Genomic DNA, 23,907 nt, shown 5'->3' on the forward strand with positions numbered 1-23,907 from the left:
CGACGTGCAAGCCTATCTTCCCGTCATGAAATCAGGGTGGGGATCCTGGAGCTGCGCCGGCGCGTTGGCGCGGCATCGTTTCCAAGGGCGCATCAACCTTCGAGCGTCGGAAGGCTCATAATGGGCGTCGCCAAAAAGACCTCTCGCAACATGTCTATTGATGATCGCGCGGTAGGACCCGTCGCGAGCGTGAGATCGCTTTCAGGAACGATCCGCTGATGGATCTCCGCGCTGCTCTTGATGCGATAGCGCGGGCTTTCCGAGCTGATCTCGGGTTCCGGCATCAAGCGTATGATTTCGTACGCGCCTGTCGCGGCCGCACGCATCAGGTTCGGCTTCAGTTCGACGAACTGGCCTACGTGGAACTCATGTCTCAAAGTGAAAGACCTTCTCTATTTCTTCTTGCTGGAGCCGAATGTCGGCTGCCACGCGCCGACCTTTTGGCTCGGCGCTGCGGCGATCGCCTTGATCTTCTGCTTTTTTGGTTTCTTGGCTTCCCGATTGCCTCTCTGCTCGCCTTTGGCCATGTCGATGTCTCCTCACGTATGATGATGGGCAGGTGTTGAGGTCGGATTATCGTTGCCGGCCGTGCATCGAGAGCGATGGTGGACGCCAGGTCAGCGGGCTTCGAAAAGTGCTGCCGGGGTCGATATCATCACGGCATCGAATCGAATTCATCCGGCACCCGACCGGCGCGAAAGAACACCACGGGCTGATCGTCATAGTCACCGGTTTCGACGTCAGAGGATGTTGAAAAGGCGACCACTCCGGCCTTGGTCAGCGCGAGCTTTTCGGCGGTTCGACGCGCACCATCTTCCGAACGGCACATGATCGGCGCGCCAGCCTTCAATTGATCCCCTTTCGCAGGGTCGAAAGCTTGAACCAGGAAGTGCGTCTGGCGCGACATCGAGACTCCCTTTTCAGAACTGTGCGCCCTTTTTCGCCCAATAGCTAATCATTTGTTTGGATCGCGATCTGCATCCCGTAGGAGCGTGTTGGATGGCCACCGCCAAGTGGCTGAGAGAAAAGGAGTGGCTATTTGGCTTGAAAGCGCGCATGGTACGGCGATGCCCAGACATGTTGAGCTCGCAACGCCGGGAACGCAGGTTGATGATGACGCGTTCGCGACGGGAACCTCATCGATGGATGATGGTCTCGATCCCTCCGCCGGAATTGTCTGATGCCCATCATAGCGACGCCGCCACATGAATGAGCCGCCGATCGATCTCGACAAGCATCGCGGCATCGCCGCGCAGAAGGCGACTGATATCCGGCGCGTGCTTGCAGACGTTGAAGCGAACGCAAAGGTTCTACGGGACCAGCAAGCCGCGATCGAGGACCAACTTCTGTCCGCGCCTGCGACCTCGTGGGCGGAGGCGGCAGCAAAGGCGCGCTACGTGCTGAACCTGTATGCTGCAAGCCTTGCGGCCAATGATACCCACCATCGCGATCTGATCGCGGCCATCGTGGCGGACTTCGCCCGGCTTTCGGCGGTCCCTGGCTCCGACGACTGAACCCGCTGCCCCTGTGCTCGATGCCAAATCGAGCGCGCCACCGAAAGTATATCATGCAAAATCTCTCGCCGCGTCACGTCCAAACGGAGGAGGCGCTTCGTCTCGGTGTCGTTTCCGGTTGGTACGCGACCAAGGTCAGCGGCACCTTCGTGTCGGGCCCGCATGGGTCGTCGGCCGAATGTGTGCGCAGGATTGCCGAGATCGATCCACCGCCGGTCAAGAAGAAGACGAGAAGGCAGCCGGCATAGCGGCTTCGGAAGATCGCAGCCTTACACTTGACACGCTACGCGATGGCGATGATCTCGAGTTCTTGCTGCCCTGAGCCGACCACGTCCCCCACGGCCTTCCCCATCATGGACCTCGCCACCGGTGATACGAAGGAGATCGATCCGGCCTTCGGATCTGCTTCGTCTTCTCCCACGATGCGGTACGTCTGCACGCGGCCGTCGCCGCGGCTGAAGGTGACGGTGCTGCCGAAGGCGACCGTGTCGGTGGATGTCGGACTGGGAACAAGTTGGGCGGTTCGCAGCCGTGCCGAAAAGTAGCGCATATCGCGCAGCGGGACCGCGGCCTGACGCCGTCGCTCGTTCACGTCCTCGATTTTCTGCGCGGCGTCGTAAGCCTCGCGCGCCTCTCGAAGCTGCGCTTCCAGCGCCTTCAGCCCCGCCTCGGTGACCAGGTTCGGATGCGGCGAGATCGGGCGATCCGGAAGCAGCGTCTCGGACGCGGTCTCGGCACTTTCTTCCTTCGTGAAGGCGACGCTCAATCCTGAACTCCGTCTCAATGCATCGTGGGCGGCTTGTCCGCCCTATGCTGACGTAAGCCGCGGCGAACGACCTGCAAGGTCGCCAAGCTGACAATTCGCTGACATGGGCCGACAGGCTTCAGTCAGCGCCGATAAACCATGTTCGCGGCCGAAGGCCCGCCGGATCGGCCGGAGTGGGCCGAAGGTGAGACGCATGCGTAAACTCCTGATCGTGGTGGGGCCCTCGGAAAAGTCCCATCGACCGATGATGCCAGCCGGTCTTGCTGGTGCTGGCGAGGATCAGGACCGTCGTCCAACCGCTATTTCCACCCGAGGCGAGGCCAGCGTGGACAGGCGCCGGGCAGCTTCCCAACGACCGTTTCGGTGGGTGGTCAGTTTGGGCCGCTCGATGTCAGCAGCCCTCGCCGGGCTGAAGGACAGGATCGCAGGTCTGGCGGCCCATGCCCGACGACCCGTGCTCGAAGGGCCCGGCGTCCGGTTCCTGAGCACCTGCTCCAGGGCCGCTCCTTGGCATCGTCTAGCAAGCAACGGGCGGCGCTACCCGCCTGTTACGCGCATGCCACAGCCGGATGGAGATCTGCCGATCCGCGACGGAGTCTCGCTTCGAGATCGAGCCCGTTCGTTGCGCACCGGTCGCGCGGCGCGGCGGCGGCTGCGTCATCGTTGAGCTTGCACCAGCGCTCCATCAGTTCGCGGGCCTCCGACCAACGGGCGCCTGAGCAAACCCTCGAATGCCTTGTGGGCCCCTGTTGAACGTCTCGTAGAGGTCGTTCCGGTCGCCGGGCAGAAAGCCGCGGGTAAAATCCAGAGCCGGCGAGTGCCAATGAGCAGCCACGGCTGCATGCGAGCTCTGCATTGTCAAGGGGTTACGGGGCCGCCCCGCTGTGCCATCAGAGCCCCCATTCCGGGTCATGGACCGTCATCTGCCGGCTCGCGCGGGCTCCTCTCCCGCGCGAATGAGGAGTTTTTAACACGTCAATGTCGACCGTCGCCATCGAGACCTCTCCCGCCGTCCCGCTCAATCCACGCTCCCGCGTCATCCTGGCGAGCCTCGTCGGCACCACCATCGAGTTCTACGACTTCTACGTCTACGCCACCGCGGCCGTGCTGGTGTTCCCGCACCTGTTCTTCCCCGCCGGCAATGACACCACGGCGCTGCTCGCCTCCTTTGCCGTGTTCGGCGCGGCCATGATCGCGCGCCCGCTCGGCGCGGTATTCTTCGGCCATCTCGGCGACAAGCGCGGCCGCAAGATCACCCTCGTCGGCGCGCTGCTTACGATGGGCATCGCCACATTCCTGATCGGCGTGCTGCCGACCTTTCCGGTCGCCGGCTGGATCGCGCCGGCTCTGCTCGTCGTGCTCCGTCTCGCGCAAGGTTTTGCGCTCGGTGGCGAGTGGAGCGGTGCAGCGCTGGTCGCCACCGAGAACGCGCCCAAGGGCAAGCGCGCCATTTTCGGCACCTTCCCGCAACTCGGCGCGCCGATCGGCTTCATCATCGCCAACGGCCTGTTCCTAATCATCGCCGCGATGCTGCCGTCGGGCGATCCGTCGCGGCCGTCGCAGGCGTTCCTCGCCTGGGGCTGGCGCATCCCGTTCCTGTTCTCGGCCGTGATGGTCGTGGTGGGCCTGTGGGTGCGACTCAATCTGGTCGAAAGCAAAGCCTTCGAGAAGGCGGTGCGGACCGGGGCGGTGCACAAGCTGCCGCTCGCGGCCGCGTTGCGCACCTATTGGCGGGAGCTGATCCTCGGCACCTTCTACATGCTTGCGACCTATGTGCTGTTCTACCTGATGACCACGTTCTCGCTGTCCTACGGTCGCGCCGCGGTGAGCGCGCCGCTGCCGGGCCTCGGCTATGATTATCGCAGCTTCGTGCTGATGATGATCGTCGGCGTCGTGTTCTTCGGAATCTTCACCCTCGTGTCCGGCCCCTGGGCCGATCGTCACGGCCGCCGCAAGACCCTGATCGCCGTGACCTCGGCGATCGCGGTCTTCGGCCTGCTCTGGGTGCCGATGCTGAAGGCGGGTTTCGTCGGCGTAATGGCCTGGCTCGTCCTCGGCTTTGCGCTGATGGGCATGACCTTCGGCCCGATGGGCGCGCTGTTGCCGGAACTGTTTCCCGCCAATGTGCGCTATACCGGCTCGGGCATTTCCTACAATGTGTCGTCCATCCTTGGTGCTGCGGTCGCGCCGTTCATTGCGATCGCGCTATGGAGCGCCGGCGGCGGCTCCCCGTTCTTGGTCGGTCTTTATCTTTCCGCGATGGCCGTGTTGACGTTGATCGCGCTTCTGATCGGCAAGGAGACGCAGCACATCGACATCGACGCCTGACCAGACAAATTTCTCGCCTGATTCAGCGCGAGGTTACGTTTCAGATCCAGGGCTGTTTCGGCCGGCACGGGCAGGCATGTCATGGATCATCAGGCGTTCAAGCAATCCGCATCCGGCGCGGACACCGGCCGGCGTCCGCGCATCGCCTTTCTCGACATCTTGAAGCCGCAGGAGCTCTCGTTCCTGCGCGACATCATCGCCTATCTTGCGCCTGACCACGACATCCGCTTCCTGCATTCTCGCAACGAGCGCGAACTGCTCGAGGCGATCGCCTGGGCCGATATCGTCTGGCTGGAATGGTGTCTGGAGCATGCGGTCTGGGCCACCAACCGCGTCGACATGCGCGCGCAGGCCAAGAAAGTCATCGTTCGGCTGCATTCGACCGAGGTGATCGACGGCCGCTTTCCGCACCAGGTGAAATGGGAGGCGGTCGATCATCTTATCTTCGTCAGCGAGGATATCCGCGACGAACTGTTCAAGCAGCTGCCTGACCTGCCGAAGCACGTCAGCCACTCGGTGATCTCAAACGGCATCGATTGCAATCGCTTTGCGCCTGGGCCGGATGCAGGCGATCCCTTTCGCATCGCCTGGGTCGGCGATGTCGCGATGAAGAAGAATCCGATGCTGGCGCTGCAGATCCTGCGCCGCTTGGTCGATATCGATCCGCGTTATCACCTCCATGTGGCGGGCGAGGTCAGCTGCGCGCGCACGGCGCGCTACCTGGATCATCTGATCGGCGCGATGGACCTCAGCCGGTCCATCAGCTTCTACGGGCGGGTCGCCGATATCGAGCATTGGTACCGCGACAAGGGCGTGCTGCTCTCCACCACGCTCTATGAAAGCTTTGGCATGAACATCGGCGAAGCGATGGCGAGCGGTTGCTGGCCGGTGGTGCACGACTATCCCGGCGCCGCCAAGACCTGGCCTCAAGACGCGCTGTTCGCCAGCGTCGATCAGGCCGTCGCGCGCATTCTACAAGCCCAATCCAACGCTTATCGGTCGTTCGTCGTCGAGCGCTATTCGGTCTCGCGCCAGGAGCGGGCCGTCCGCGGGCTGCTCGGCGCGCTCGACAGATCGGCGGCGTTCGACCCGCGCGCCTATTGGGAGCAGCGGCATGTTTCGTTCAAGGGTTCGATCCGCAGCGTCGGTCATATCGGCCTGAGCGACGGACAGAATCAGGCGGATTATGCTGCTAATGCCGAGCGTCTGCGCGGGGCACTGCTTGAGAAATTCCCCGAGCCGAACGGCAAGCTCCTGCTCGATGCCGGCTGCGGCATCGGTCTCGTCTCTGCGCTCTGTGCCGCCCTCGGCTTCGACGTGATCGGAGTCGATTTCTCCGAGACCGCGATCGGAGAAGCCCGCATTCGTGTGCCGAACGGCACGTTCATCGCGGGCGCCTTCGACCAGGTCGCGGTGCCGCCGGTCGACGTCGCCATCTGCATGGACGTGTTCTTCCACATCGTCGATGACGAATTATGGGCGCGCGGCCTCAAGGCGCTCGCAAGCGCGTTGAGGCCCGGCGGTCGGCTGCTGGTTCTTGAGCATTTCCCGGACACACCGAGCGCTGCCCGGCATGTGCGCTGGCGCTCGCTCGATGCCTATCGCAATGCTGCCGCCGTGCTCGGTCTCACCTTGAGCGCAGTCGATACTTATCATCTGCAGCAGATCGGCGCCGACTAGACCCTGCTCGTGTTCGACAAGGCCGTCGCTGAGGTGGCGATGAAGGCTCCTGCGCTCGCGCCCGAGGCGGGCGATAACTTCGCCCCCATGATGCTTGCGAATTAGGTCATCCCATGCCGCGCGTCTCCGTCATCACCCGCACCAAGGACCGCCTGGTCTTCCTGGCGCGCAGCCTGCTCAGCGTACAGCAGCAGCATTTTCAGGATTGGGAGATCGTCATCGTCAATGACGGCGGCGATGCCGAGGCGCTGGACGGTCTGCTCACCCAGATTCCCGAAGGGGTGCGCAACCGCGTCTCGGTGATCCATCACGCCGAGTCCAAGGGGCGCTGGGCCGCAGCCAACGCCGGGGTTCGGGCCGCTCGCGGCGAACTCCTCGTCGTTCACGACGATGATGATAGCTGGCATGACGGCTTTCTGCCGACCATGGTCGCCGCGCTCGATCGCCAGCCGGCGTCGGTGGCCGGCGTGGTCTGCCACACTCAATGTATCGACGAAGTCGTGCTCGGCGGCACGATCACACGCAAGGGCGTGCGTCCGTTTAATCATTGGATGCGCAACGTGACGCTGTTCCGGATGGCATCGCGGAATTTCATTCCGCCGATCTCGTTCCTGTATCGAGCCGGCGTGCACGATACGCTGGGTCTCTATCGTGAGGAGCTTCCCGTTCTCGGCGATTGGGACTTCTACATGCGCCTGCTATCGCAGTTCGACATCCAGGTCGTGCCGCGCGTTCTCGCCAATTATCATTTGCGCCCTGCCGATGTTGGCGAGCAGTTCGGTAATTCGGTGAAGGCGGGATTACAGAGCCACATAGAGGTTGAAGCGCGCATCCTCAATGCCTTGCTGCGCCAGGATCTGGCGGCAGGCAGGGTCGGGCTCGGGACCATCGCCAACCTGGCTTACGACCTCCGCGAGTTGAGGGAGAACTCGTCGGCGACGATCGGCGGCCTCGCCGAGCTTGCACAGGGGGTGCGCCTTCGCGCGGCGGGTTGACCCGGAGTCCCAGAGCGGGGCCTCTGTTGCCAGGCAGAACGAACGCCGAGACCGGGTCTATTGCCGGTCGAACCAGAACGTGTCATCCGATGACGGACGCCAAATGGCTTCAGTCAGTCGAGATCGCGCCGGATGAGTCGAACCCAGGCCAAAACCCAGGTTAAGCCCCAGGTCAAGACCCGGGCGAAAGCCCAGACCAAAACCAAGCGTGCGGATCCGGTGCGACGGGTCGGCAGACCGCCCAAGGACCTGGCCGGCGACGTCGACCAGCGCATCCTCGATGCCGCGCAGCATGTGTTCCTGAAGCGCGGTTTCGGTGGTGCGACCATCGACGAGATCGCGGAAACCGCGCCGGCCAGCAAGCCGACCATCTATGCGCGGTTCTCCGGGAAGGAGGCGCTGTTCATCGCCGTCGTGGCGCGTGTCGTCCACGGCTTGACGGATTTCGAGAACTATACACCCGTGGGACGGACGCTACAGGAGAAGCTGATCAATCTTGCCAGCGCCGTCGTCGATTGCGCGCTGAAAGAGGCGGTCGGTCTGCTGCGCGTGACCATCGCGGAATCCGGCCGTTTTCCCAAGCTGAGCCGCGATGCGCACCACGCTTCGCGCGACCACGCGCAGAATGCGGTCGGCAAGCTGCTGGTGGACATGACCCGCGGGCCGACACGCACGGCCAAGCGAGCAGCCGCGGGCCGGAGCGCGGCCGCGACCGCCGAGATATTCCTGGACCTGATCCTGCTTCCCACCCTGATGGGCTGTCTCATGGGTGCCGACGAGGCCACGGTCCGCAAGGAGCTGCCGGACTTCATCCGCGAACGCGTCAATGTCTTCCTCGCGGCGTGCGGCCCGGAGGCGGGTTGACGCCAGGCCCGGTCAGCGTCTGGCGCGCGGCACCGGTTCGAGCTGCACCTGCTTCAGGCCGTCCTTGCTCACCACGATGATGACGAAATTCAACTGGCCGTCCTTGTTCGCCAATCCGCCGGCGATGGCCTTGCCTGCAGCCGATCTCTCCGCGATCAGCACCGCATCGGACATCTTGAGGCGGGCCGAGCGCAGCGCGAGCAGGTTGCGGCGGTCGATCTCGTTCAGGCCCTGCAGCGACGAGAACGGTGTGCTGTTCCTGATCTCCGCGGTTGTCCCGTCCACCTCGCATTCAAAGATCTGGCCGCTGCTGACGGTTCGGACCTTGTACAGCGGCGCGCCGAGCGCCCCATCGAAGCTGATATCCGCCGTGATGGAGCCCGGATGAGCCTTTTCGGCGATCCGCAGCGCCTGGCGCAGCGAGATCCCCGCCTTGCGAAACAGGTCGAGTTCGCGATCGACGGCCTCTTGAGACAGACTCCCGTCGTCTCCCGATTGAGCAGTCGCGGGGGACTGGGGTTCGATCGAAACGGCATGGGCCGGACCGAAGGCCAGTGCGCCGGTCAGGACAAGCGCGCGGAGATATTTGCTTGGCATCGGCTGCTCCTGGTGCATTCCTGCGTCGATCATCCCGCTCCGCACTGGCCGTACAGTGTGGCGGCAGTTTTCGATCGCAGAGCCTCATGAATAAAACTATACTGTATCGTTTATATCGAGCGTACGCAGGTGTCAACTGCGGACAATAGCAGTTCTGCGCCGTTTTGGCGCGGTTCACAGCTCGGGCGGCGAATGCTGCCAGAGCTGTTTGGAGCGGGCCATGTCATAGCCGAGACGATAGAGGCTTCTCATGTAGTCGGTCTCGAAGCCGACCCCCGGGCTCTCGGGAACCGATGCATCGATCGAGGTCATGCTGAAGGCGAGGCCGTTACGTTTGGCATATTCATATGTTGCCGCGAGATAGGATCGCGTCTCGCGCTTGCTTTTCAGCGAGAGTGAGCGAACCGCAATCGCCCGCGTGCCATTCTCCACGGGTTCGAACGCCGGCGACGTTCGCCCGTTCATGATGACGTAGATCGCGGGCTTGGGCGCAAAGCGGAGCTTTGCGCCGTCCGGCTGGCGCAAAAGGCGATCGGGAAAGGTGAAGACCTGCGTCGAGACCCCGCCATCGACGTGCATCTCATCGATGAAACGGCCATCGGCCGATGCCTGGATCATCATCGGCGGGAACGCGACCGGTGCGCTGGCCGAAGCGGTGAGCACCTGGCGGAACAGCGCGAGTGCGCGGGGGGAGGGAGAGGAGGCGATGGCTCCCATGTCCCATAACACCGGACGGGCGGCATCCAAATCCGTCGTCACCACCAGAAGTCGCCGCCCCTTGGCGTGCTCGATCGCGATCGCCTGCAGGAGTTCCGGCGTGGCATAATGGCTGATCGCCTCGTGCAGCGGCTGGCCGTCGAAGATCGAGGACCCGAACAGTGCGCCGAAAGCGTTGGGCGAGGCGGCAAAGGAACTTGCGAGGCCGCTGGTGTACAGCTCCTTCAGCGTCGCGTCATAGCTCGGTCCGAGGAATGCAAAAGGAGCGATCAGCGCGCCGGTACTGACGCCGGACACGATGGTGAATTCAGGACGGGTGCCGGTCTCGGTCCAGCCGTTGAGCACGCCGGCCCCGAAGGCGCCATCGCCGCCGCCGCCCGAGAGCGCAAGGTAGGCGAACGGCTTGTTCGGCTGTTGTCGGGGCTTGATCGACGAACGGTCAAAACTCTCCGGCGGCGCGTCGGCCCACATCCGGATTTCGCCGAAGCCGTCGATGGTCGCGCGCTTCGCCTCGGTGGCGGAGTAGGTCGCACGCTGCACCGTCGCGCATGCAGCCAGCATGCAGGCGAGGCTGCACAGCGCCGCGGCGACGAGGGATCGACGACGTTTCGAAACCATTGACACGCACGTTTCCTTTTTGAACGAAAACTAAAAGATACTGTATCGTATCATTATTGATGGCCAATAGCAAAGGGCTCTGCTGGTGTTCGATTTACCATCGCAGCCGCACGCAATGCATGTCAGCTCGCGCAACTGCTGATCATTAACGCTTTTCTCATTCCTCAAATCTATCGTCCGTGAGGTAAGCGGTTCACGTCACGAGTTCTGTGGATCGCAGAGCTTTTGGAGGCTGACCGATGTCTGATCTGACTCCACCCAGACAGGCGTTGCGTCTGCCGGCCGACTGCAGCATTGCGGCGATCCGGGCCGTGTGCGACCTGATCCGCGACGCCTTTCGCCGTCACGACAGACTCGAAATCGACTGCTCGAGCGTCGATAAGGCGGATGTGACATCGATTCAGCTGCTGCTGTCGACGGCCAAAACGGGCCGGGCCGAGGGACGCAAGGTCGTTCTGACAGCGTTCTCGCAAGCGCTCCGTAAGACCATGCGCCGCGCCGGGTTCACCAGCGACGAAATGATCGAGCATCATTTCCATTAACAAGAAGAGGCGCCCATGGCGACCATCCTGACCGTCGACGACTCTCCGAGCATGCGCCAGATGATCAGAATGACGCTGGAGCCCGCCGGCCACAGCGTGATCGAGGCAGGTGACGGCGCTCAGGGACTTGCCAAGGCTCAGGCCAGCCGGCCTGACATGGTGATCACCGACCTCAATATGCCCGTGATGAACGGGTTGGAGTTGATCCGAGCGTTGCGCAAGCAGCCGACGCTTACTGGCTTGCCCATTGTCTTCCTGACCACCGAATCCAGCGACGGCGCCAAGCAGGAAGCCAAGAGCGCCGGCGCGACGGGGTGGATTACCAAGCCGTTTGTCCCTGCGCAGTTGCTGGCCGTGGTGGGCAAACTGGTGCGGGCATGAACGTCCTCGACGCCACCGCAGTTTTCCGTCAGGAAGCAAGCGAACTGTTGGAGGCGTTGGAAGGAACGCTGCTGGATCTTGGTCAGCGTCCGGAAGACAAGGAGCTGGTCGACACTGCGTTTCGTGCGCTGCATACGATCAAGGGCTCCGGGGCGATGTTCGGCTTCGACCAGGTCGCAGCCTTCACGCATGAGTTCGAGACCGCGTTCGATCAGGTGAGGAAGGGCGAGATCAGCCCGACGGAAGATCTGATCTCGGTCGCGCTGGCGGCGAGGGACTACATCCGTGCGCTGATCGAGGCACCGGACGACACCGACGCGATCATCGGCGAAGCGATCCTGGATGATCTCAGGCAGTTCGTGGCTCCGCGGGAGCAGGCGGCGGAGCTGCCTGCCGCAACGACAGCCGTGGCGCCGGTGCAGGCGGGCGGTGTCGCGGGCTGGAAGCTCTATCTCGAGTTCGAGCAGCAGGTGCTGCGCAACGGCTCGAACCCGCTCGACCTGCTCGACGACCTCTGCAAACTGGGTCCGTGCTTTGCGGTGCCGCTGACCGACGCCATTCCGCTGCTGGATGCGCTGGAGGCGGACGACTGCTATCTCAAATGGGACGTCACGCTGCAGTGTGACTGCGAGCGGAGCGCGATCGACGACGTCTTCATGTTCGTGTGCGACGAGATGAAGCTCGTGGTGACGCCGCTGGCGGTGGCGGATCTGGCGCTGGTGCCCGTTGCTGCAGCACCAGATACGCCGGCGGCGATCGTTGCTGAGGTTGACGCGGTGCCAATCGTCTCCGTTGAGGAGGCGCCGCTTGCCCCGGCTGCCATCGCGCCCGCCGCCACCGAACCTGCAGCTGCGCCGGCCGCACAAGCTCCGGCCAAAGCGCGGCGCGAAGAGGGCAAGCGCGGCGAGGATCGCGCGGTGGCGACGGTGCGGGTGCAGGCCGAGCGGCTCGACGAGCTGATGGACCGGGTCGGCGAGCTCGTGATCGCGCAGGCAAGACTGAGCCAATTGGCGGCGGCAAGCTCGGACCTGTCGATCAAGATGATCGCCGAGGAGATCGAGCGGCTGGCCGGCAGCCTGCGCGACACCACGATGGGCGCGCGCATGGTGCCGATCGGCTCGCTGTTCGGGCGCTTCCGCCGCCTGGTGCACGACCTGTCACGCGATCTCGACAAGCCGGTCGAGTTCATCACGGCGGGCGAGGACACCGAGCTCGACAAGACCATGATCGAGTGCCTGGCCGATCCCCTGGTGCACCTGATCCGCAACGCGATCGACCATGGCATCGAGGATACGGCGAGGCGGACCGCGGCCGGCAAGACCGAGCCGGGCCGCATCGAGCTGCAGGCGATCCATTCCGGCGCCCAGGTGCTGGTGACGGTGCGCGACAATGGCGGCGGGCTCAACACCGCGCGGATCCGCGCCAAGGCCGAGGAGCAGGGCCTGATCGCGCCGGGCGCGAGCCTGTCCGACAGCGACATCCACCAATATCTGTTCCATCCGGGCTTCTCGACCGCGCAGACGATCTCGGCGCTGTCGGGCCGCGGCGTCGGCATGGACGTGGTCAAGCGCACCATCGAGAACATGCGCGGCACCATCGACCTTGCGACGAAGCCAGGGCAGGGCACCACGGTGACGCTGCGGTTGCCGTTGACGTTGGCGATCATCGAAGGGCTTTTGATCCGGGTCGGGGCAGGCCGCTACATCATCCCGCTGTCGGCGGTGGAGGAATGCGTCGAGCTGACGGCTGAGGACCAGCGCTCGCGCGGCCGCAGCTTCCTCAATGTGCGCGGCGGCCTGGTGCCGTTCCTGCGGCTGCGCGAGCTGCTGCATGCCGGCGGCACGCCGGACCCGCACCAGAAGACGATCATCATCTCGACCGGGGAGAGCCGGGTCGGGCTGGTGGCGGACCAGATCATCGGCAACCACCAGACCGTGATCAAGTCGCTGTCGAAGCTGCATTCGGACGTCACGATCTTCTCGGGCGCGACCATCCTGGGCGACGGCACCGCGGCGCTGATCCTGGATGTGGCGCAGCTGGTGGCGCTGGCGCAGGCGAAGGCCGAGAAGCAGATGAACGAGGCGGCGTGATGAGCATCGGGCAGAGCCGGGACATGACCGCGGCCGGCGACCAATCGCTGCAGGTGGTGATGATCGGGCTGGGCGAGGAGAAGTTCGCGCTGGAAGCCGAGCTGGTGCGGGAGATCATCGATCCGGTGGCGGTGACGCCGGTGGCGGGCGCCAAGCCGTTCGTGGCGAGCGTGATCAACGTGCGGGGCAATGTGATCCCATTGGCGGACCTTCGCGTCCGCTTCGGGATGCCGCAAGCCGACGCCTCGGTCGACAGCCGGATCGTGGTGATCGAGATCAAGCTGGACAACGAGCCGGTGCTGGTCGGGCTGACCGCGGACAAGGTCTACGAGGTCACCGAGATCACGCGGGCCGACGTGCAGCAGACGCCGCGGGTCGGCATGCATTGGCGGCCGGAATACATCCGCTGCATCAGCAAGTGGCGTGAAGAGTTTGTCATCGTACCGAATATGGAACGCATTTTGAACTAAGGACGTCCTGGGCTGGGACGAGTGGGGCTGATATGAGATTTACCATCAAAGCCAAGCTGGCATGTGCGTTCGGAGTGATCATCGTCCTGTCGATGGCGGCCGGCGGGATCGCTTACATGAAGCTGAGCGATATGATCGCCAATGCAGACAGCATGGCGCTGCGCGCGAAGCGGATGGAGAAGGCTGCGGAGATCGAGAAGGAGATATTGATCCAGCTTCGCAACGAGAAGAACGCCGTCCTCGGGACGGAGCAGCAGGCCGAGCAGTTTGTCGCAGACACCGCGAAGAGCCGGGAGGTCACGCAAAAGACCAGGGACGAGGTCTATGGTCTGGCAAGCGAGACCGGAAGAAAGCTTCTCGACGGCTTCTCCTCTGCCTATTCGCGAATGATGGCGTTCCAGGACGAAACGTTCAAGCTCGCCCGAACGGACAAGGCAAAGGCGACCGAGCGCACGATGAACGAGGGCCGCAAGGTGGTGGCCGAGGCTCTCGAAGCCATGACGGCCTATGTCTCGAACACGAAAAAGCTGCTGGCTGAGCAGGTGGTTCAATCGCGGGTCGAAGGCCAGCAAGCCCAATTCATGCTCATGACCATCATCGGAGCGTCGCTGGCGATCGCGATCGCGGCTGCCATCTGGATTTCACTCAGTATCAGCCGGGCTCTCGGGCGCGCGGTCGATTTGGCGGGCGCGGTCGCCAACGGCGATCTCAACCGGACCATCCCTTCGGCGAGCAATGACGAGATCGGAGACCTCATTCGTTCGCTCAACGGCATGGTGGAAAAACTGCGGCAGGTGGTCACCGAGGCGCTGACCGCGGCGAACAACGTCTCCGCCGGCAGCCAGGAGCTGTCGGCCTCCGCCGAACAGCTGTCCCAGGGTGCGACCGAGCAGGCCTCCTCGGCCGAAGAGGCCTCCTCCTCGATGGAGGAGATGGCCGCGAATGTGAAGCAGAACGCCGAGAACGCCAGCCAGACCGAGAAGATCGCGACGCAGTCCGCCAAGGATGCTGAGACCAGCGGTGCCGCGGTTGGCCGTGCCGTCCAGGCGATGCAGACCATCGCCGAGAAGATCACCATCGTGCAGGAGATCGCACGGCAGACCGACCTGTTGGCGCTGAACGCGGCGGTGGAAGCCGCCCGCGCCGGCGAGCACGGCAAGGGCTTCGCGGTGGTCGCCTCCGAAGTGCGCAAGCTCGCCGAGCGCAGCCAGGCTGCGGCGGCGGAGATCGGCACGCTATCGACCGACAGCGTCAAGGTGGCGCAGGAAGCCGGCGCGATGCTTGGGAAGCTGGTGCCTGACATCAAGAAGACCGCAGAGTTGGTCCAGGAGATTACCGCAGCCTGCCGCGAGCAGGACGTCGGCTCGGCGCAGATCAATCAGGCGATCCAGCAGCTCGATAAGGTCGGCCAGCAGAATGCCAGCGCCTCCGAGCAGGTGTCTTCGACCTCCGAGGAATTGGCCTCGCAAGCTGAGCAGCTGCAGGCCACCATCTCCTTCTTCCGGATCGACGACGCCGCAATCGATGCGGCCGGGGAAACTGGGGCGCCGATCGATCGCGCCGTCGGCCAGCTGCGCGCCAAGGCGGCCAAGATGGCGGTGGTCGAGCGTGGCGCCAAGAAGTCCGCGCCGGGGCGGGCAGCGCCGCCGCGGCGCAATCTCAAGGCAGCCGGCGGCGGCGGCTTTGCCTTTGCGATGGACGATGGCGTGGACGAGCGCGACGGCGATTTCCAGCGCTGAGCCAGGCGGCAGCGCCGGCCTGCATCGATCGCGCATCGGAGTTCATCGAAGCCGGATCAATCCGGCTTCGATGGCAGCGAGCGCATTCGCATCGGAAGACGCAGTCCGGGTGAAGGCTAAGCTCTCTCGAACTTGATGGCGATCGCGTTTGGGACTGGCGCGCGATGGCCGCGCTCAGGCCACCAGCCGTGACGGCCGGTCCTTGCGCTGGAACGGCGGCAGTGACTGCGTCGTTGCGATCGTCGCGACTTCGTCCCAGCGCGACAGGAATGCGTCGACGCAATCGGGATCGAAATGCCGGGCCCGGTTCCCGACCAGATAGTCGCGGGCGTCCAGCAGCGACATCGGCTCCTTATAGGGACGCCGCGTCGTCAGCGCATCGAAGACATCGGCCACGGCGACCACGCGCGCCGCAATCGGAATCTCCGCCCCCTTCAGTCCATTCGGATAGCCGGCGCCATCCCATCGCTCATGGTGTGCGAGCGCAATCGTTGCCGCGAGCCGGATCAGGTCGCAGTCGCTGTCCGCGAGGATGTGTTCCCCGATCTTGGCGTGAGTCCGCACGATCGACATCTCGCTGTCGGTGAGCCGGCCGGGCTTGAGCAGGATGTGGTCCGGAATCCCGACTTTGCCGACGTCGTGCAGCGGGGCGGCGAGATAGATCTCGCGACAGACGCGCGACGGCAGGCTCAGTTGCTCGGCGATGATCTGGCTGTATTTGGCGACCCGCAACGTATGCTCGCCGGTGTCGTTGTCGCGATATTCGACGGCAAGCGCGAGGCGCAGGATGATCTCCTCCTCGCGTTCCTGCAGCTTGCGCGTTGCAGCTGCGACTTCGACGGCGAGATGCGAGGCGCGGTCGTTGAGGCTTCTGACGGCCTGGCCGAGGCTGACGAGATTGCGCAGGCGCACCCTCACTTCGACGCTGTTGGGACGTTTGGGAAGGAAGTCGGTCGCACCGGCCTCCAATGCGCGCAGCTTGATGTCGTCGGAGTCGCTCGATGTGATCATTGCCACCGGCGTCTCGCTGAAGCCCGCCAGCGAACGCAGCTCGCGGATGAAGCGGATGCCGTCCATCTTCGGCATTTCATAGTCGACCAGTACGATGTCGAAATGGCGCTCGCGGGCGACGTCCAGGGCCTGGACGGGATCAAGGAATGTGCTGGCCTCGACTGCGCCGTCGGCTTCGATGAGACGCTTCAGGAAATCAAGAACCGATGGGCTATCGTCAACGATGAGCGCTTGGGTCAACATCCGCCGATCTCTGCTGAAAATTTGGACGGTAGCACCAAAGTCGCCAAAGCTAGGGGCCGGTTCTTACCTCGCGGTTAATCACCCTGTCCCTTGCAGAAGCCGGGCTCAATCGTCGACGTAAGCTCACTGCCCGCGCATTTACGTAATGATACGGGAAATTTTTCTTATCGCTTTTTAGCAATTCCCTAATCCTCCATTCCTACCCTGATGCCGTCTTGGCGCTTCGAGGGCGCGGCGAGCCAAGATCGTGTGGGGGCATGCGTGGCTGATCCTGTCGACTCGAAATTCCGGCTTCCTGTCAGTTGCGACATGGTGGCCAGCCGTAATGGCCATGGCGTCACGCAGCAGGCCGATCGACGGCCGTCGATTGAGTTCGTCTTGAGCGCCAAATTGGATGAGGCGGGACGGCCATGAGCAGTCTCGATCCCTCCGAGGTTTTTCGCCAGGAAGCAAGCGAGCTGTTGGAGGCGTTGGAAGGAACGCTGCTGGATCTTGGTCAGCATCCGGAAGACAAGGAGCTTGTCGACACTGCGTTTCGTGCGCTGCATACGATCAAGGGCTCCGGGGCGATGTTCGGCTTCGACCAGGTCGCAGCCTTCACGCATGAGTTCGAGACCGCGTTCGATCAGGTGAGGAAGGGCGAGATCAGCCCGACAGAGGATCTGATCTCGGTCGCGCTGGCGGCGAGGGACTACATCCGTGCGCTGATCGAGGCGCCGGACGACACCGACGCGATCATCGGCGAAGCGATCCTGGATGATCTCAGGCAATTCGTGGCTCCGCGGGAGCAGGCGGCGGAGATGCCGGCCGCGACGACAGCCGTGGCGTCGGCCGGTGCAGCGGGCTGGAAGCTTTACCTCGAGTTCGAGCAGCAGGTGCTGCGCAACGGCTCGAACCCGCTCGACCTGCTCGACGACCTCTGCAAGTTGGGTCCGTGCTTTGCGGTGCCGCTGACCGACGCCATCCCGCTGCTGGATGCGCTGGAGCCGGACGACTGCTATCTCAAATGGGACGTCACGCTGCAGTGTGACTGCGAGCGGAGCGCGATCGACGACGTCTTCATGTTCGTGTGCGACGAGATGAAGCTCGTGGTGACGCCGCTGGCGGTGGCGGATCTGGCGCTGGTGCCCGTTGCTGCAGCACCAGATACGCCGGCGGCGATCGTTGCTGAGGTTGACGCGGTGCCAATCGTCTCCGTTGAGGAGGCGCCGCTTGCCCCGGCTGCCATCGCGCCCGCCGCCACCGAACCTGCAGCTGCGCCGGCCGCACAAGCTCCGGCCAAAGCGCGGCGCGAAGAGGGCAAGCGCGGCGAGGATCGCGCGGTGGCGACGGTGCGGGTGCAGGCCGAGCGGCTCGACGAGCTGATGGACCGGGTCGGCGAGCTCGTGATCGCGCAGGCAAGACTGAGCCAATTGGCGGCGGCAAGCTCGGACCTGTCGATCAAGATGATCGCCGAGGAGATCGAGCGGCTGGCCGGCAGCCTGCGCGACACCACGATGGGCGCGCGCATGGTGCCGATCGGCTCGCTGTTCGGGCGCTTCCGCCGCCTGGTGCACGACCTGTCACGCGATCTCGACAAGCCGGTCGAGTTCATCACGGCGGGCGAGGACACCGAGCTCGACAAGACCATGATCGAGTGCCTGGCCGATCCCCTGGTGCACCTGATCCGCAACGCGATCGACCATGGCATCGAGGATACGGCGAGGCGGACCGCGGCCGGCAAGACCGAGCCGGGCCGCATCGAGCTGCAGGCGATCCATTCCGGCGCCCAGGTGCTGGTGACGGTGCGCGACAATGGCGGCGGGCTCAACACCGCGCGGATCCGCGCCAAGGCCGAGGAGCAGGGCCTGATCGCGCCGGGCGCGAGCCTGTCCGACAGCGACATCCACCAATATCTGTTCCATCCGGGCTTCTCGACCGCGCAGACGATCTCGGCGCTGTCGGGCCGCGGCGTCGGCATGGACGTGGTCAAGCGCACCATCGAGAACATGCGCGGCACCATCGACCTTGCGACGAAGCCAGGGCAGGGCACCACGGTGACGCTGCGGTTGCCGTTGACGTTGGCGATCATCGAAGGGCTTTTGATCCGGGTCGGGGCAGGCCGCTACATCATCCCGCTGTCGGCGGTGGAGGAATGCGTCGAGCTGACGGCTGAGGACCAGCGCTCGCGCGGCCGCAGCTTCCTCAATGTGCGCGGCGGCCTGGTGCCGTTCCTGCGGCTGCGCGAGCTGCTGCATGCCGGCGGCACGCCGGACCCGCACCAGAAGACGATCATCATCTCGACCGGGGAGAGCCGGGTCGGGCTGGTGGCGGACCAGATCATCGGCAACCACCAGACCGTGATCAAGTCGCTGTCGAAGCTGCATTCGGACGTCACGATCTTCTCGGGCGCGACCATCCTGGGCGACGGCACCGCGGCGCTGATCCTGGATGTGGCGCAGCTGGTGGCGCTGGCGCAGGCGAAGGCCGAGAAGCAGATGAACGAGGCGGCGTGATGAGCATCGGGCAGAGCCGGGACATGACCGCGGCCGGCGACCAATCGCTGCAGGTGGTGATGATCGGGCTGGGCGAGGAGAAGTTCGCGCTGGAAGCCGAGCTGGTGCGGGAGATCATCGATCCGGTGGCGGTGACGCCGGTGGCGGGCGCCAAGCCGTTCGTGGCGAGCGTGATCAACGTGCGGGGCAATGTGATCCCATTGGCGGACCTTCGCGTCCGCTTCGGGATGCCGCAAGCCGACGCCTCGGTCGACAGCCGGATCGTGGTGATCGAGATCAAGCTGGACAACGAGCCGGTGCTGGTCGGGCTGACCGCGGACAAGGTCTACGAGGTCACCGAGATCACGCGGGCCGACGTGCAGCAGACGCCGCGGGTCGGCATGCATTGGCGGCCGGAATACATCCGCTGCATCAGCAAGTGGCGTGAAGAGTTTGTCATCGTACCGAATATGGAACGCATTTTGAACTAAGGACGTCCTGGGCTGGGACGAGTGGGGCTGATATGAGATTTACCATCAAAGCCAAGCTGGCATGTGCATTTGGTCTTGTGCTGACGCTGTTCATGGTTGCAGGCGCCGTCAGTTATTTCAAACTAAGCGACATGGCGACGACAACCGAAGTTCTGGTCGGCGCAGCCGGCCGCATGGACAAGGCGGCCGCGCTGAAAGAAAACGTTCTCATGCAGATCCGGGCCGAGAAAAATGCTCTCATGGCCGCCACGGACAGCGAGACCGAGCGCTACATCGGCGAGACCGTCAATCTCCGCGCCTCGGTGATCAAGCTCCACGATGAGATCTACGCCGTGGCGACCGAAACCGGCAAGAAGATGCTGGATAAGTTCTCAGCCATCTATAGCAACGCGAATTCGGTCCAGGACCAGACCTTCAAGGTAGGCAAGGCAGACAGAGCGAAGGGGATCGAGCGTTCGGTGACGGACGACCGCAAGGCTTTTGGCGACGTCCTCGCCTCGCTCGATGACTACACTGGCTTCCTCAAGAAGCTGATGGCCGAGCGCTCCGACCAGGCGCGGGAGGATGGCGCGCGAGCGCAGATGATCATGATCAGCCTGGTGCTGGTGTCGCTGGTCCTCGCAATTGTGGCAGCGTTCTGGATTTCGCTCAGCATCAGCCGCGCGCTGTCCCGTGCCGTCGGACTCGCCGACGCTGTGGCCATCGGCGATCTCAGCCAGAACATCAGCGTCTCGATCAATGATGAGATCGGGGATCTGGTCAAGTCGCTCAACAAGATGACGGCGAACCTCAACGAGACGGCGGCCGTCGCAAACCAGATTGCGCAAGGCAACCTGACCGTCGACGCCAAGCGGCTGTCGGACAAGGATACGCTCGGGATCGCGCTGGAGCGGATGGTCGAGAAGCTTCGTCAGATCGTCTCGGAGGCATTGACCGCCGCGCAGAACGTCTCCGCCGGCAGCCAGGAGCTGTCGGCCTCCGCCGAGCAGCTCTCGCAGGGCGCGACCGAGCAGGCCTCCTCCGCCGAAGAGGCTTCGTCCTCGATGGAGGAGATGGCGGCGAACGTGAAGCAGAACGCCGAGAACGCCAGCCAGACCGAGAAGATCGCGGCGCAGTCGGCCAAGGACGCGGAAGCGAGCGGCGCCGCTGTCGGCCGCGCGGTGCAGGCGATGCAGACGATCGCGGAGAAGATCACCATCGTGCAGGAGATCGCACGGCAGACCGACCTCTTGGCGCTGAACGCGGCCGTGGAAGCGGCCCGCGCCGGCGAGCACGGCAAGGGCTTTGCGGTGGTCGCCTCCGAAGTGCGCAAGCTCGCCGAGCGCAGCCAGGCTGCGGCGGCGGAGATCGGACAATTGTCTGGCGACACCGTCAAGGTCGCACAGGAAGCCGGCTCGATGCTGGCCAAGCTGGTGCCCGACATCAAGAAGACGGCCGAACTGGTCGAAGAGATCACCGCCGCCTGCCGCGAGCAGGATGTCGGCTCCGCCCAGATCAACCAGGCGATCCAGCAGCTCGACAAGGTCGGCCAGCAGAACGCCAGCGCTTCCGAGCAGGTGTCTTCGACCTCCGAGGAATTGGCCTCGCAAGCCGAGCAGCTGCAGGCCACCATCTCCTTCTTCCGGATCGACGAGCCTGCTGCGGCCGCTGCCAGGGTCACCGCTTCCGCGCCGATCGATCATGCGGTCGGTCAGCTCCGCGCCAAGGCCGCGACGATGGCCGCGGCCGATCGCGGACCTAAGAAGGCGCCGAGCGCCGCGCCGCGCCGCGCCGCGAAGGCGGCCGGAGGCGGCGGCTTTGCATTCACGCTGGACGACGGCGGCGATGAGCGGGACGCCGATTTTCATCGTTGAGCTCGACATCGGACAATGCGGCGCGGCGCTCTGAGAGCCACGCCGCATCTGAAGTTTCCCACAGGTTCAAGGAAGGTCAGCATGGCCGCCATCTCGCAATATCTGACGCTCGGCCTCGCCGGGGAAACGTTCGGCATCAGCATCCGCAACGTCCGCGAGATCCTGGACATGCGGCCGATCTCGCGGCTGCCGCATGCGCCGCATTTCCTGCTCGGCATGATCGACGTACGCGGCAGCGGCTATCCGATCGTCGATCTCAGGCTGAAGCTCGATCTGCCGAGCGTGCCGCCGACCGATGCGACCCGCATCATCATCCTCGACGTTCCGATCGAGGACCGCATCGTCGGCGTCGGCTTCGTCGCGGATTGCGTGTTCGAAGTCACCGACATCGACGAAAGCACGACCGAGCCGGTGCCGTCCGTCGGCGGGCGCTGGCAGTCCGACTACATCGCGCGGATCGGCCGCAAGGGAGAAAAGTTCATCATCATCTTCGATCTTGCGCGTCTGATGTCCGATACCGAGATGCCGGTGGCCCGACAGGCCGAATTGGAAGCGGCCAGTGTCGTATCATGAAATGATCTCCGCCGTTCCCGCTACACAGCTGTCCGATCGTCATTTCCGTTCGATTGCCCAGCTGATCGAGACAGAGGTCGGCATCAAGCTGCCGGCGGCCAAGCGGCTGATGCTCGAGGGACGCCTGCATAAGCGCGTCCGCGCCCTGAATTTTTCCGGCATCAGCGAATACGTCGAAACCCTGTTCGAGCCCGGTCAGCTCGAGGTCGAGCTCACGCATCTGATCGATGTCGTCACCACCAACAAGACCGACTTCTTCCGCGAGCCGTCGCATTTCGAGTTCATGAGGGACGTCGCGGTGGCCGAGCTTCTGAAAGCCCGGGGCCGCAAGGACCTCAAGATCTGGAGCGCGGCCTGCTCGATGGGCATGGAAGCCTATACCGCTGCCATGGTCCTGGATGACATGACGAGAACCGGCGGCAGGTCGTTTCAGTTTCGCATCCTGGGCACCGACATTTCGACCACCGTCCTGGCGTTCGCCAAGGCCGCGATCTACACCCGCGACGTGCTCGCGCCGGTCCCGCAGGAGTTCGCGAAGCGCTATTTCCTGAGGTCGAGGGACCGCACCAGCGGCGAGGTGCGCATCGTGCCGGAGCTGCGCCGGCTGACCAACTTCATGCGCATGAACCTGATGGACGGCAGCTATCCTGTCGATCGCGACGTGGACATCATCTTCTGCCGCAACGTGCTGATCTATTTCGAGCGCGAGACCCAACGCAAGGTGATCGAGCAGCTTTGCTCGCACTTGAGGCCCGGCGGCTACCTGATGGTCGGCCATTCCGAATCGATGATCCACAGCGTCGTGCCGGGCCTGAAGCAGGTCCAGCCGACCATCTTCCGTGTCTAGCGAAAGGGGGCGTGTGGTGATCGAGCCAAAGATTCGGGTGCTGATCGTCGATGACTCCGCCTCGGTGCGTCAGATCCTGACGACGATCCTGAGCGAAGATCCCGACATCGAGATCATGGGCACGGCGTCGGACCCGTTTGCGGCGGCGCGCCGGCTGCAAAATGAGCTGCCCGACGTGATCCTGCTCGACATCGCCATGCCGCGAATGGACGGCATCACCTTCCTGCGCAAGATCATGGCGCAGCGCCCGATTCCCGTGATCATCTGTTCGTCACTGACGGAAGACGGCTCCGAGCAGATGCTCGAAGCGCTGGAAGCCGGCGCAGTGGACATCGTGCCCAAGCCCCGCATCGACACCCGGCAGGCGCTGTTCGAGAGTTCGGCGCGGCTGCGCGAAGCGGTGAAGGCGGCGGCGCGTGCGCGGGTGCGGTCGCGCCCGGCGCGCCGGACGCTGGTCGAGAAGAAGCTGACCGCCGATGCGATCATTCCGCCGCCGCTGGCCAGCCGCTCGCGGCCGGTGACTGAGCGCATCGTGTGCATCGGCGCGTCCACCGGCGGAACCGAGGCGCTTGCCGATGTGCTCGAAGCGTTGCCGCCGCATTGCCCGGGAATCCTGATCGTGCAGCACATGCCGCAGGGCTTCACGGCGGCATTCGCGAAGCGGCTGAACGGCACCTGCCAGATCCATGTCAAGGAAGCGGAAGATGGCGAGCCGGTGCAGTCGGGCTCGGCCTATATCGCGCCGGGCGCGCGCCACATGCTGCTGCAGCGGACCGGGGTTCGCTATCACATCGCCATCAAGGACGGCCCGCCGGTGTCGCGGCATCGCCCGTCCGTCGATGTTCTCTTCCGCTCGGCAGCCCAATATGCCGGGCCCAACGCGCTCGGCATCATCATGACGGGGATGGGCGACGACGGTGCGCGCGGGTTGTTGGAGATGCGCAGGCTGGGTGCGGCCACGCGCGCGCAGGACGAAGAGAGCTGCGTGGTGTTCGGCATGCCGAAAGAGGCGATTGCCCGCGGCGCTGCGGAGAAGGTGGTTTCGCTACGCCAGATTCCGCGGGAGATCATGCTGTGGCAGCAGGCCGGCCAGGCCGTCATGACGGATTGAGGC

At 64.1% G+C, this 23,907-nt stretch carries 24 protein-coding genes; 17 read left to right on the forward strand and 7 right to left on the reverse strand.

Annotated features, from left to right (window positions below; genetic code table 11):
* Positions 1-92: 92 nt before the first annotated feature.
* The 3 genes from QXZ85_RS11120 to QXZ85_RS11130 form a co-directional block, all read right to left on the reverse strand.
* A complete protein-coding gene (locus QXZ85_RS11120; RefSeq protein WP_315701806.1) occupies positions 93-377 on the reverse strand; it encodes a hypothetical protein in 285 nt (94 codons plus the stop codon).
* 15 nt (positions 378-392) lie between these two features.
* Positions 393-527: a hypothetical protein gene (locus QXZ85_RS11125; RefSeq protein ID WP_315742355.1), complete on the reverse strand. Its 135-nt coding sequence runs from the start codon at positions 525-527 to the stop codon at positions 393-395.
* A gap of 128 nt (positions 528-655) precedes the next feature.
* The gene (locus tag QXZ85_RS11130; protein ID WP_315767576.1) at positions 656-907 is read right to left on the reverse strand and encodes a hypothetical protein; all 252 of its coding nucleotides are present in this window, start codon (positions 905-907) and stop codon (positions 656-658) included.
* 298 nt (positions 908-1,205) lie between these two features.
* Here QXZ85_RS11130 and QXZ85_RS11135 point away from each other — a divergent pair, with 298 nt between their 5' ends.
* Both QXZ85_RS11135 and QXZ85_RS11140 read left to right on the forward strand, forming a co-directional pair.
* Positions 1,206-1,514 carry a hypothetical protein gene (locus QXZ85_RS11135; RefSeq protein WP_315701803.1) on the forward strand — a complete coding sequence of 103 codons (309 nt, stop codon included), beginning with the start codon at positions 1,206-1,208 and terminating at the stop codon, positions 1,512-1,514.
* A gap of 53 nt (positions 1,515-1,567) precedes the next feature.
* Complete coding sequence (locus QXZ85_RS11140) at positions 1,568-1,762, forward strand: hypothetical protein (RefSeq protein ID WP_315701802.1); 195 nt, start codon at positions 1,568-1,570, stop codon at positions 1,760-1,762.
* A gap of 35 nt (positions 1,763-1,797) precedes the next feature.
* On the opposite strand, the gene greA is transcribed toward QXZ85_RS11140, so the two are convergent.
* Positions 1,798-2,280, reverse strand: coding sequence for a transcription elongation factor GreA (gene greA, locus QXZ85_RS11145; protein WP_315701801.1), 483 nt, complete (start codon positions 2,278-2,280; stop codon positions 1,798-1,800).
* A 978-nt stretch (positions 2,281-3,258) separates the two neighbouring features.
* On the opposite strand from greA, the gene QXZ85_RS11150 reads away from it, so the two are divergent.
* The 4 genes from QXZ85_RS11150 to QXZ85_RS11165 all read left to right on the forward strand — a co-directional run bounded on the left by QXZ85_RS11150 (position 3,259) and on the right by QXZ85_RS11165 (position 8,147).
* Positions 3,259-4,608, forward strand: coding sequence for an MFS transporter (locus QXZ85_RS11150; protein ID WP_315701800.1), 1,350 nt, complete (start codon positions 3,259-3,261; stop codon positions 4,606-4,608).
* Between the two features lie 81 nt (positions 4,609-4,689).
* Positions 4,690-6,288: a glycosyltransferase gene (locus QXZ85_RS11155; RefSeq protein WP_316174090.1), complete on the forward strand. Its 1,599-nt coding sequence runs from the start codon at positions 4,690-4,692 to the stop codon at positions 6,286-6,288.
* 113 nt (positions 6,289-6,401) lie between these two features.
* On the forward strand, positions 6,402-7,283 hold the full coding sequence (locus tag QXZ85_RS11160; RefSeq protein ID WP_315763963.1) for a glycosyltransferase family 2 protein: 882 nt from the start codon (positions 6,402-6,404) through the stop codon (positions 7,281-7,283).
* Between the two features lie 132 nt (positions 7,284-7,415).
* Entirely contained in the window at positions 7,416-8,147 is a 732-nt protein-coding gene (locus tag QXZ85_RS11165; RefSeq protein ID WP_315701797.1) for a helix-turn-helix domain-containing protein, read from the forward strand.
* Between the two features lie 12 nt (positions 8,148-8,159).
* Here the strand turns inward: QXZ85_RS11165 and QXZ85_RS11170 are convergent, their stop codons facing one another.
* The gene (locus QXZ85_RS11170) at positions 8,160-8,744 is read right to left on the reverse strand and encodes a PepSY domain-containing protein (protein WP_315701796.1); all 585 of its coding nucleotides are present in this window, start codon (positions 8,742-8,744) and stop codon (positions 8,160-8,162) included.
* 174 nt (positions 8,745-8,918) lie between these two features.
* Positions 8,919-10,079, reverse strand: a complete 1,161-nt coding sequence (locus QXZ85_RS11175; RefSeq protein WP_315701795.1) for a patatin-like phospholipase family protein — start codon at positions 10,077-10,079, stop codon at positions 8,919-8,921.
* Between the two features lie 239 nt (positions 10,080-10,318).
* Here QXZ85_RS11175 and QXZ85_RS11180 point away from each other — a divergent pair, with 239 nt between their 5' ends.
* From QXZ85_RS11180 to QXZ85_RS11200, 5 genes are read left to right on the forward strand one after another with little or no spacing between them, the layout of a single operon-like run.
* Positions 10,319-10,621 carry an STAS domain-containing protein gene (locus QXZ85_RS11180; protein ID WP_315701794.1) on the forward strand — a complete coding sequence of 101 codons (303 nt, stop codon included), beginning with the start codon at positions 10,319-10,321 and terminating at the stop codon, positions 10,619-10,621.
* 15 nt (positions 10,622-10,636) lie between these two features.
* Positions 10,637-11,002 (forward strand): response regulator, encoded by a 366-nt coding sequence (locus QXZ85_RS11185; protein WP_315701793.1) that lies wholly within the window; start codon positions 10,637-10,639, stop codon positions 11,000-11,002.
* Complete coding sequence (locus QXZ85_RS11190; RefSeq protein WP_315767573.1) at positions 10,999-13,092, forward strand: chemotaxis protein CheA; 2,094 nt, start codon at positions 10,999-11,001, stop codon at positions 13,090-13,092. Before QXZ85_RS11185 ends, QXZ85_RS11190 begins: the two co-directional genes overlap by 4 nt.
* The gene (locus QXZ85_RS11195) at positions 13,092-13,562 is read left to right on the forward strand and encodes a chemotaxis protein CheW (RefSeq protein ID WP_315701791.1); all 471 of its coding nucleotides are present in this window, start codon (positions 13,092-13,094) and stop codon (positions 13,560-13,562) included. Before QXZ85_RS11190 ends, QXZ85_RS11195 begins: the two co-directional genes overlap by 1 nt.
* A gap of 32 nt (positions 13,563-13,594) precedes the next feature.
* A complete protein-coding gene (locus QXZ85_RS11200; protein ID WP_315767571.1) occupies positions 13,595-15,301 on the forward strand; it encodes a methyl-accepting chemotaxis protein in 1,707 nt (568 codons plus the stop codon).
* A 174-nt stretch (positions 15,302-15,475) separates the two neighbouring features.
* On the opposite strand, the gene QXZ85_RS11205 is transcribed toward QXZ85_RS11200, so the two are convergent.
* Positions 15,476-16,555, reverse strand: a complete 1,080-nt coding sequence (locus QXZ85_RS11205) for an HD domain-containing phosphohydrolase (RefSeq protein ID WP_315765525.1) — start codon at positions 16,553-16,555, stop codon at positions 15,476-15,478.
* 410 nt (positions 16,556-16,965) lie between these two features.
* On the opposite strand from QXZ85_RS11205, the gene QXZ85_RS11210 reads away from it, so the two are divergent.
* The 6 genes from QXZ85_RS11210 (at position 16,966) to QXZ85_RS11235 (ending at position 23,904) form a co-directional block, all read left to right on the forward strand.
* On the forward strand, positions 16,966-19,050 hold the full coding sequence (locus QXZ85_RS11210) for a chemotaxis protein CheA (RefSeq protein WP_315767569.1): 2,085 nt from the start codon (positions 16,966-16,968) through the stop codon (positions 19,048-19,050).
* Positions 19,050-19,520: a chemotaxis protein CheW gene (locus QXZ85_RS11215; protein WP_315701791.1), complete on the forward strand. Its 471-nt coding sequence runs from the start codon at positions 19,050-19,052 to the stop codon at positions 19,518-19,520. The genes QXZ85_RS11210 and QXZ85_RS11215 overlap by 1 nt, the downstream gene beginning before the upstream one ends.
* A gap of 32 nt (positions 19,521-19,552) precedes the next feature.
* Complete coding sequence (locus QXZ85_RS11220; protein WP_316174094.1) at positions 19,553-21,373, forward strand: methyl-accepting chemotaxis protein; 1,821 nt, start codon at positions 19,553-19,555, stop codon at positions 21,371-21,373.
* Positions 21,374-21,454: 81 nt separating this feature from the next.
* Entirely contained in the window at positions 21,455-21,946 is a 492-nt protein-coding gene (locus tag QXZ85_RS11225) for a chemotaxis protein CheW (protein ID WP_315701789.1), read from the forward strand.
* 1 nt (position 21,947) lies between these two features.
* Positions 21,948-22,793, forward strand: coding sequence for a CheR family methyltransferase (locus QXZ85_RS11230; RefSeq protein ID WP_315703111.1), 846 nt, complete (start codon positions 21,948-21,950; stop codon positions 22,791-22,793).
* Between the two features lie 16 nt (positions 22,794-22,809).
* Positions 22,810-23,904, forward strand: a complete 1,095-nt coding sequence (locus QXZ85_RS11235; RefSeq protein ID WP_315701788.1) for a chemotaxis response regulator protein-glutamate methylesterase — start codon at positions 22,810-22,812, stop codon at positions 23,902-23,904.
* Positions 23,905-23,907: the final 3 nt, after the last annotated feature.

The sequence above is a fragment of the Bradyrhizobium sp. SZCCHNGR1005 genome (genome assembly GCF_032489995.1).
In the GTDB taxonomy this organism is placed as follows: domain Bacteria; phylum Pseudomonadota; class Alphaproteobacteria; order Rhizobiales; family Xanthobacteraceae; genus Bradyrhizobium.

Coding starts and splice junctions, on each gene's coding strand:
- QXZ85_RS11225 (WP_315701789.1), top strand. CDS start 21,455: ATGGCCGCCATCTCGCAATATCTGACGCTCGGCCTCGCCGGGGAAACG.
- QXZ85_RS11180 (WP_315701794.1), top strand. CDS start 10,319: ATGTCTGATCTGACTCCACCCAGACAGGCGTTGCGTCTGCCGGCCGAC.
- QXZ85_RS11150 (WP_315701800.1), top strand. CDS start 3,259: ATGTCGACCGTCGCCATCGAGACCTCTCCCGCCGTCCCGCTCAATCCA.
- QXZ85_RS11220 (WP_316174094.1), top strand. CDS start 19,553: ATGAGATTTACCATCAAAGCCAAGCTGGCATGTGCATTTGGTCTTGTG.
- QXZ85_RS11230 (WP_315703111.1), top strand. CDS start 21,948: ATGATCTCCGCCGTTCCCGCTACACAGCTGTCCGATCGTCATTTCCGT.
- QXZ85_RS11155 (WP_316174090.1), top strand. CDS start 4,690: ATGGATCATCAGGCGTTCAAGCAATCCGCATCCGGCGCGGACACCGGC.
- QXZ85_RS11200 (WP_315767571.1), top strand. CDS start 13,595: ATGAGATTTACCATCAAAGCCAAGCTGGCATGTGCGTTCGGAGTGATC.
- QXZ85_RS11205 (WP_315765525.1), bottom strand. CDS start 16,555: ATGTTGACCCAAGCGCTCATCGTTGACGATAGCCCATCGGTTCTTGAT.
- QXZ85_RS11210 (WP_315767569.1), top strand. CDS start 16,966: ATGAGCAGTCTCGATCCCTCCGAGGTTTTTCGCCAGGAAGCAAGCGAG.
- QXZ85_RS11135 (WP_315701803.1), top strand. CDS start 1,206: ATGAATGAGCCGCCGATCGATCTCGACAAGCATCGCGGCATCGCCGCG.
- QXZ85_RS11140 (WP_315701802.1), top strand. CDS start 1,568: ATGCAAAATCTCTCGCCGCGTCACGTCCAAACGGAGGAGGCGCTTCGT.
- QXZ85_RS11185 (WP_315701793.1), top strand. CDS start 10,637: ATGGCGACCATCCTGACCGTCGACGACTCTCCGAGCATGCGCCAGATG.
- QXZ85_RS11190 (WP_315767573.1), top strand. CDS start 10,999: ATGAACGTCCTCGACGCCACCGCAGTTTTCCGTCAGGAAGCAAGCGAA.
- QXZ85_RS11160 (WP_315763963.1), top strand. CDS start 6,402: ATGCCGCGCGTCTCCGTCATCACCCGCACCAAGGACCGCCTGGTCTTC.
- QXZ85_RS11130 (WP_315767576.1), bottom strand. CDS start 907: ATGTCGCGCCAGACGCACTTCCTGGTTCAAGCTTTCGACCCTGCGAAA.
- QXZ85_RS11165 (WP_315701797.1), top strand. CDS start 7,416: ATGAGTCGAACCCAGGCCAAAACCCAGGTTAAGCCCCAGGTCAAGACC.
- QXZ85_RS11170 (WP_315701796.1), bottom strand. CDS start 8,744: ATGCCAAGCAAATATCTCCGCGCGCTTGTCCTGACCGGCGCACTGGCC.
- QXZ85_RS11125 (WP_315742355.1), bottom strand. CDS start 527: ATGGCCAAAGGCGAGCAGAGAGGCAATCGGGAAGCCAAGAAACCAAAA.
- QXZ85_RS11195 (WP_315701791.1), top strand. CDS start 13,092: ATGAGCATCGGGCAGAGCCGGGACATGACCGCGGCCGGCGACCAATCG.
- QXZ85_RS11175 (WP_315701795.1), bottom strand. CDS start 10,079: ATGGTTTCGAAACGTCGTCGATCCCTCGTCGCCGCGGCGCTGTGCAGC.
- QXZ85_RS11215 (WP_315701791.1), top strand. CDS start 19,050: ATGAGCATCGGGCAGAGCCGGGACATGACCGCGGCCGGCGACCAATCG.